This window comes from Streptomyces specialis (genome assembly GCF_001493375.1).
In the GTDB taxonomy this organism is placed as follows: domain Bacteria; phylum Actinomycetota; class Actinomycetes; order Streptomycetales; family Streptomycetaceae; genus Streptomyces; species Streptomyces specialis.
In genome coordinates, this window is sequence record NZ_LN929777.1 from 1 (window position 1) to 7,320 (window position 7,320).

A 7,320-nucleotide genomic window follows, 5' to 3' on the forward strand; every position below is an offset into this window, starting at 1 on the left:
CCCTCGTCTTTCTTTTGTCTGCTCCTTCGTCGTCCCCCCCTTGCTCCACTATCCGCTTCTTCGCCAGCGTCGGATGTGTAGAGGGGACAGGGAGGGGACGTTGCGCCAGCCGGAGGGCAGGGTGGCCAGCGCGCGGGCGGTGGCGCGCCGGTGGGCGGCGTCGGCGAGGGCGGCGGCCAGGGCGGACAGCCGGCGGGTCTCCTCGCCGGCCAGCGGCGCGGCCAGGGTCGCCAGGTCGTGGCGGTTCAGGAACGCGGTGTCGGTGTCGCCGGCGAGGAACGCGGGGTGGCGCAGCACGCGGACGAGCAGGTCGCGGTTGGTGGTCAGGCCGTGTACCTCGGCGCGGGCCAGCGCGGAGGCGAGCGCGCGGGCGGCCTCGGTGCGGGTCGGCGCCCAACTGATCACCTTGGCGAGCATCGGGTCGTAGTGGACGGAGACGGCGGAGCCGTCCGTGAGGCCGGAGTCCAGGCGCAGCCCGTGGGTGGGCGGGTTGGTGAACTCGGCAATGACGCCCGGCACATGGAGGCGGTGGACCGTTCCGCTCTGGGGCTGCCAGTCGGCCGCCGGGTCCTCCGCGTACAGGCGCACCTCGATGGCGTGGCCGTGGGGAACGGGCGGCGCGGGCGGCAGCGGGGTGCCCTCGGCGATGCGCAACTGCCAACGTACGAGGTCGAGTCCGGTGGTGCACTCGGTGACGGGGTGCTCGACCTGGAGGCGGGTGTTCATCTCCAGGAAGAAGAAGCGGTCGGAGCCGTCGGTGAGGAACTCCACGGTGCCCGCGCCGACATAGTCGATCGCGCCGGCGGCCTTCCGGGCGGCCTCGAAGAGCCGCTCGCGCATGCCGGGCGCCCACTCGACCAGGGGTGAGGGGGCCTCCTCCACGACCTTCTGGTGGCGGCGCTGGATGGAGCACTCCCGCTCGCCCACCGCCCAGACGGTGCCGTGGGCGTCGGCGAGGATCTGCACCTCGATGTGGCGGCCGGTGGCGAGGTACGGCTCGCAGAACACCGTGGGGTCGCCGAACGCGGAGGCGGCCTCGGCGCGCGCGGCCTCCAGTTCGCCGGGCAGGTCGGCCAGGGAGCGGACGATCCGCATGCCCCGGCCGCCGCCGCCGGCCGACGCCTTGATGATGACGGGCAGATCGGCCTCGGTGAGGGCCGCCGGGTCGGTCTCGGTGAGGACCGGCACCCCGGCAGCCGCCATCAGCCGTTTCGCCTCGGTCTTGCTGCCCATGGCGGCGATGGCGCGCGGCGACGGGCCGATCCAGGTCAGCCCGGCGTCGGTGACGGCCTGCGCGAAGGCGGCGTTCTCGGAGAGGAATCCGTAGCCGGGGTGCACGGCGTCGGCCCCGGCGCGGCGCGCGGCGGCCACGATCAGGTCGGCGCGCAGGTAGGTGTCGGCGGGCGCGGTGCCGGGGAGGCGGACGGCGGCGTCGGCCTCGGCCACGTGGGGCGCGTCGGTGTCGGCGTCGGAGTGCACGGCGACGGTCGCCAGGCCCAGGTCGTGGGCGGTGCGGAAGACGCGGCGGGCGATCTCCCCCCGGTTCGCGACCAGGACGGAGGTGAGGGTCTTGTGGTCGGTCATGTGCGGAACACCCCATATCCGGTCGCGCCCTTGACGGGCGCGGAGTGGACGGCGGACAGGGCCAGCCCGAGCACCGTGCGGGTGTCGCGTGGGTCGATCACGCCGTCGTCGTACAAGCGCCCGGACATGAACGCGGCCAGGGACTCGCTCTCGATCTGGTTCTCGACGTAGGCCCGCATCTGGGCGTCGGCGACCTCGTCGTAGACCTCGCCGCGCGCTTCGGCGGCCTGGCGGGAGACGATGGAGATGACGCCCGCCAACTGGGCCGGGCCCATCACGGCGGACTTGGCGCCGGGCCAGGTGAACAGGAAGCGCGGCCCGAACGCCCGCCCGCACATGCCGTAGTTGCCCGCGCCGTAGGAGGCGCCCATGACGACGGTGAGGTGCGGGACGGTCGAGTTGGAGACCGCGTTGATCATCATCGCGCCGTGCTTGATGATGCCGCCCTGCTCGAACTCCTTGCCCACCATGTAGCCGGTGGTGTTCTGGAGGAAGATCAGCGGGGTGTTCGCCTGGTTGGCCAACTGGATGAACTGGGTGGCCTTCTGGGCCTCCTGGCTGAACAGCACGCCGCGCGCGTTGGCGAGGACGCCGACGGGGTAGCCGTGCAGGCGGGCCCCGCCGGGGACCAGGCTGCCGCCGTACAGCGGCTTGAACTCGTCGAAGTCGGAGTCGTCCACGATCCGGGCGATCACCTCGCGCGGGTCGAACGGCACCTTCAGGTCGGTCGGGACGATCCCGGCCAGCTCGTCCTCGTCGTAGCGGGGCGGCAGCACCTCCGGGTACGGCGCCGGCCCGGCCTTGCGCCAGTTGAGGCGGCGGACGATGTCGCGGCCGATGCGCAGCGCGTCGAGTTCGTCGGCGGCCATGTGGTCGGCGAGGCCGGAGGTGCGGGCGTGCATCTCGGCGCCGCCGAGCGATTCGTCGTCGGCCTCCTCGCCGGTGGCCATCTTCACCAGCGGCGGGCCGGCGAGGAAGACCTTGGCGCGTTCCTTGACCATCACCACGTGGTCGGACATGCCGGGGATGTAGGCGCCGCCCGCCGTGGAGTTGCCGAACACCAGGGCGATGGTGGGGAGTCCGGCGGCCGAGGCGCGGGTCAGGTCGCGGAAGGTGCGCCCGCCGGGGATGAAGATCTCTTTCTGGCTGGGCAGGTCGGCGCCGCCGGACTCGACCAGGTTGATCGACGGCATGCGGTTCTCGGCGGCGATCTCGGCGGCGCGGAACGCCTTGCGCAGCGTCCACGGGTTGCTCGCGCCGCCGCGTACGGTCGGGTCGTTGGCGGTGATGACGCACTCGACGCCCTCGATGACGCCGATGCCGGTGACGAGGCTGGCGCCCACCGGGAAGTCGGTGCCCCAGGCGGCGAGGGTGGACAGTTCCAGGAACGGCGAGTCGGGGTCGAGCAGCAGCTCGACGCGTTCGCGGGGCAGCAGCTTGCCGCGCTTGTGGTGCCGTTCGGTGTACTTGGGGCCGCCGCCCGCGATGGCCTTGGCGTGTTCGGCGTCGAGGTCGGCGAGTTGGGCGAGGGTCGCCGCCCGGTTCTCCTGGTAGTCCGCCGCGTCGGTGTCGAGGGCGGAGCGCAGCACGGTCATGCGGTGAGCCCCAGTCGCTTGCCGGCCAGGCCGGTGAGGATTTCGGTGGTGCCGCCGCCGATGCCGAGGATCCGCATGTCGCGGTACTGCCGCTCGACTTCGGTGCCGCGCATGTAGCCGAGGCCGCCGTGCAACTGGACGGCCTGGTCCACGACCCAGGTGCCGGCCTCGACGGCGGTGTTCTTGGCGAAGCAGACCTCGGCGATCTGGTCGCCGTCACCGGCGGCGTGACGGCGGGCGACGTCGCGGGTGTAGACGCGGGCGACGTCCACGCGCATGGCCATCTCGGTCAGCGTGTGCCGCACGGTCTGGCGGCTGATCAGCGGACGGCCGAACGTCTCGCGGGTGCGGCACCACGCGACGGTGAGGTCGAGGGCGCGCTGCGCCGAGGCGTACGCCTGGACGGCGAGGAGGAGACGTTCACCGACGAAGTTCCGCGCGATCTGCGCGAATCCGCCGCCCTCGGCGCCGACGAGGTTGGCCACCGGGACGCGGACGTCCGTGAAGGACAGCTCGGCGGTGTCGGAGCAGTGCCAGCCCATCTTCTCCAGCGGGCCGGAGACGGTGAAGCCGGGCGTGCCCTTCTCGATCACCAGCAGCGACACCCCGCCCGCGCCGGGCTCGCCGGTGCGCACGGCGGTCGTGACGAAGTCGGCCCGCACACCGGAGGTGATGTAGGTCTTGGCGCCGTTGACGACGTACTGGTCGCCGTCGCGCCGGGCGGTGGTGCGCAGGCCCGCCACGTCGGAGCCGCCGTCCGGCTCGGTCACGCCGAGGGAGCCGATCAGCTCGCCCGCCAGGGTGGGCCGGACCCACCGGTCGATCTGCGCCGGGTCACCGGCGGCCACGAGGTGCGGCAGCGCGATGCCGGAGGTGAACAGGGCGGGGAAGACGCCTCCGGCGGCGCCCGCGTAGTGCCACTCCTCGCACAGCGCGACGAGATCGAGGACGTCACCGCCCCCACCGCCCGCGTCCTCGGGGAACGCCAGGCCGATCAGGCCGAGTTCGGCGGCCCGCCGGTGCACGGAACGCGGCAGCTCCCCGGCGCGCTCCCACGCGTCCTGGTGCGGCAGGATCTCCTCGGTGACGAAGCGCCGCACGGTGGCGCGCAGGGCACGCCGTTCCGGCGTCGCGTGGGGATCGCTCATGGTGTCTCCTTCAGGAGGCTTACCGGGATGTCGACATGGCGGGAGCGCAGCCACTCCCCGACCGCCTTGGCCTGGGGGTCGAAGCGGGCCTGGGAGGCGACGCCCTGGCCGAGCAGGCCGTCGACCACGAAGTTGAGGGCGCGCAGGTTGGGCAGGACGTGCCGGGTGACGGGCAGGGCCTGGGTCTCCGGCAGCAGCCGGCGGAACTCCTCGACGGTGAGGGTGTGCGCCAGCCAGCGCCACGCGTCGTCGGTGCGGGCCCAGACGCCGACGTTGGCCGCGCCGCCCTTGTCGCCGCTGCGGGCCCCGGCGACGGCGCCGAGCGGCGCCCGGCGGGTGGGCCCCGGCGGCGGCGACAAGGGCGGCGGCGGCTGTTCGACGTCGGTCAACGGGCGGGTGGTGTCCGGGGGCTGGATGACGCGGCGGCGCCCGTCGGGGAGCACCGCGACGTGCTCGACCTCGCCGGCGTCCACGTACGCGGCCTCGAACACGCCGTAGGGCGAGGCTTTTCCGGGGGGTGCCGTCACATGGAAGCCGGGATATCCGGCCAGGGCCAGCTCGATGGCGGCGCCGCTGAAGGCGCGGCCGATCGTCTCGGGGTCGGCGGCGCGGACCACGCACCGCAGCACCGCGCTCGCCTCCTCCTGGACGGCGGCGTCGGGGCGGTCGGTGCGGGCGAGGGTCCATTCGGCGTCGAAGCCGGCGAGTTGGGCCTTGACCAGCTCGGCCTTGGCCTCGATGTCCAGGCCGGTGAGGACGAACTCGACCTGGTTGCGGAAGCCGCCGAGGCTGTTGCGTCCCACCTTGAGGGGGGGGGGCGGCGCCTCGCCGCGCACGCCGCTGATCCGCACCCGGTCGGGTCCGTCGTCGGTGAGCCGGATCGTGTCGAAGCGGGCGGTGACGTCGGGGCCCGCGTACCGGGCGCCGGTGATCTCGTACAGGAGCTGGGCGGTGACCGTGCCGGTGGTGACCGCGCCGCCCGTGCCGGGGTGCTTGGTGATGACGCTGCTGCCGTCCGCCTCCAGCACGGCGATCGGGAAGCCGGGGCGGCGCAGGTCGGGGATCTCGGTGAAGAACGCGTAGTTGCCGCCGGTGGCCTGCGGGCCGCACTCGATGACGTGGCCCGCGACGACCGCGCCCGCGAGCGCGTCGTGGTCCTCGCGGCCCCACCCGAAGTGGGCGGCGGCCGGGCCGACGACGAGCGAGGCGTCGGTGACGCGGCCGGTGACGACGACGTCGGCGCCCGCGTCGAGACAGGCGGCGATGCCCCACGCGCCGAGGTAGGCGTTGGCCGTCAGGGCGCCGTCCAGGCCGAGCGCGGCGGCGCGGGCGGTGAGGTCGTCGCCCTCGACGTGCGCGACGCGTACGGGCAGGCCGAGGCGTGCGGCGAGGTCGCGGATGGCGGCGGCGAGCCCGGCCGGGTTGAGGCCGCCCGCGTTGGTGACGATCTTCACGCCCCGGTCCAGGGCCGGTCCGAGCGTGGTCTCCAACTGGCGCAGGAACGTCCTGGCGTAGCCCGCGTCGGGGTTCTTCAGCCGGTCGCGGCCGAGGATCAGCATGGTCAGCTCGGCGAGGTAGTCCCCGGTGAGGACGTCGAGTTCGCCGCCGGTGAGCATCTCCTGGAGCGCGGAGAACCGGTCGCCGTAGAAGCCGGAGGCGTTGCCGATCCGCAGCGGCGCGGGGGTCACGCGAACTCCCCGGGGGCGCGGCCGGGTCCGGGCGGGCCGGCGAACGCCTGGGCGATGCCGAGCCAGGCGTCGGCCTCCGCTCCCTCGGCGGTGACGGCGAGGTCGTCGCGGTGGCGCCGCTGGGTGACCAGGAGGCAGAAGTCGAGGGCGGGCCCGGTGACGCGCTGCCCGGCGTCGGCCGGGCCCCACGTCCACAGCTCGCCGCCGGGGCCGGTGAGTTCGACGCGGAACGGCCGCGCGGGCGGCGTGCGGCCGTTCACGATGTACGCGAAGTCGCGGGCACGGACGCCGATATGGGCGACGTTGCGGAGCCGGGCGGTGGGCTCCCGGCGGATCCCGAGGGCGTCCGCGACGTCCTGGCCGTGCGCCCAGGTCTCCATCAGGCGGGCGGTCGCCATGGAGGTGGCGCTCATCGGCGGCCCGAACCACGGCACGCGGGCGCCGTCCGGCACCGCGGCCAGCGCCCCGGCGAGGGCGCCGCGGCCCTCGCGCCAGTGGGCCAGCAGGCCGGGGCGGGCGGCCCCGCGCTCGGCGGCGCGGTCGATGTAGCCGTCGGCCTCGGTCGCCGCCCGGTCCAGTTCGGCCTGGAACCCGGCCGCGTCGGTGGCCGCCAGCAGCGCCATGCCGTCGGTCCAGGCGAGGTGGGCGATCTGGTGGGCGATGGTCCAGCCGGGGGCCGGGGTGGGCGTCCGCCAGCCCTCGGGCGGCAGATCGCGCACGACGAGGTCGAGCGCGTCCCCCTCGGCGGCGAGGTCGGCCAGCACTGCGGTATCGGTCACGGCGGGAACGGTGCCACGCCTCCGACAAAAAATCAATGACGCTTGCTTGTTTTGTGGGCTTGACCTCTACCAGGCTTGAAGTCGCAGGGTCGTCCCATGTTTCTCACCAGCGCCGAAGAGGACTTCGTGACGCGGGAGCCGCTCGGCCGGCTCGCGACCGTGGCTCCTGACGGCAGCCCCCAGAACAAGCCGGTCGGCTTCCGCTACAACGCCGGACTCGGGACGATCGACATCTACGGGTTCGCGATGGAGAAGTCCGCCAAGTACCGCAACATCCGGGTCCACCCGCGGGTGTCGTTCGTCATCGACGGCATCGTCCCCGGCGGCGAGGGCTCGGCGGGCGTCCGCTTCCTGGAGATCCGCGGCCGGGCCGAACCGGCGGCGGACCCGGCCCCACCGGACGACCACCAGAGCCGCCACTTCATCCGCGTCCACCCCCCCCCCCGCCCCTTATACACATCTCCCAGCCCCCGAGAAAAGCAGGAATCCTCCCTGCCGTCCTCTTCTTGAAAATAAAAAACAACAC

General features: G+C 73.6%; 6 protein-coding genes. 1 reads left to right on the forward strand and 5 read right to left on the reverse strand.

The window, feature by feature from the left end; all coding sequences use genetic code 11:
* Positions 1 to 48 precede the first annotated feature (48 nt).
* Genes BN2279_RS06755 through BN2279_RS06775 form a run of 5 tightly spaced genes read right to left on the reverse strand, consistent with a single transcriptional unit; the run spans position 49 to position 6,794 of the window.
* Entirely contained in the window at positions 49 to 1,584 is a 1,536-nt protein-coding gene (locus BN2279_RS06755) for an acetyl-CoA carboxylase biotin carboxylase subunit (protein WP_079031928.1), read from the reverse strand.
* Entirely contained in the window at positions 1,581 to 3,179 is a 1,599-nt protein-coding gene (locus BN2279_RS06760; RefSeq protein ID WP_059007479.1) for an acyl-CoA carboxylase subunit beta, read from the reverse strand. Before BN2279_RS06760 ends, BN2279_RS06755 begins: the two co-directional genes overlap by 4 nt.
* A complete protein-coding gene (locus BN2279_RS06765) occupies positions 3,176 to 4,327 on the reverse strand; it encodes an acyl-CoA dehydrogenase family protein (RefSeq protein WP_059007481.1) in 1,152 nt (383 codons plus the stop codon). Before BN2279_RS06765 ends, BN2279_RS06760 begins: the two co-directional genes overlap by 4 nt.
* A complete protein-coding gene (locus tag BN2279_RS06770) occupies positions 4,324 to 6,015 on the reverse strand; it encodes an acyclic terpene utilization AtuA family protein (RefSeq protein WP_059007483.1) in 1,692 nt (563 codons plus the stop codon). The genes BN2279_RS06765 and BN2279_RS06770 overlap by 4 nt, the downstream gene beginning before the upstream one ends.
* Positions 6,012 to 6,794 (reverse strand): TIGR03084 family metal-binding protein, encoded by a 783-nt coding sequence (locus BN2279_RS06775; RefSeq protein WP_059007485.1) that lies wholly within the window; start codon positions 6,792 to 6,794, stop codon positions 6,012 to 6,014. The genes BN2279_RS06770 and BN2279_RS06775 overlap by 4 nt, the downstream gene beginning before the upstream one ends.
* Positions 6,795 to 6,890: 96 nt before the next feature.
* Here BN2279_RS06775 and BN2279_RS06780 point away from each other — a divergent pair, with 96 nt between their 5' ends.
* Entirely contained in the window at positions 6,891 to 7,304 is a 414-nt protein-coding gene (locus tag BN2279_RS06780; protein WP_059007487.1) for a PPOX class F420-dependent oxidoreductase, read from the forward strand.
* Positions 7,305 to 7,320 lie beyond the last annotated feature (16 nt).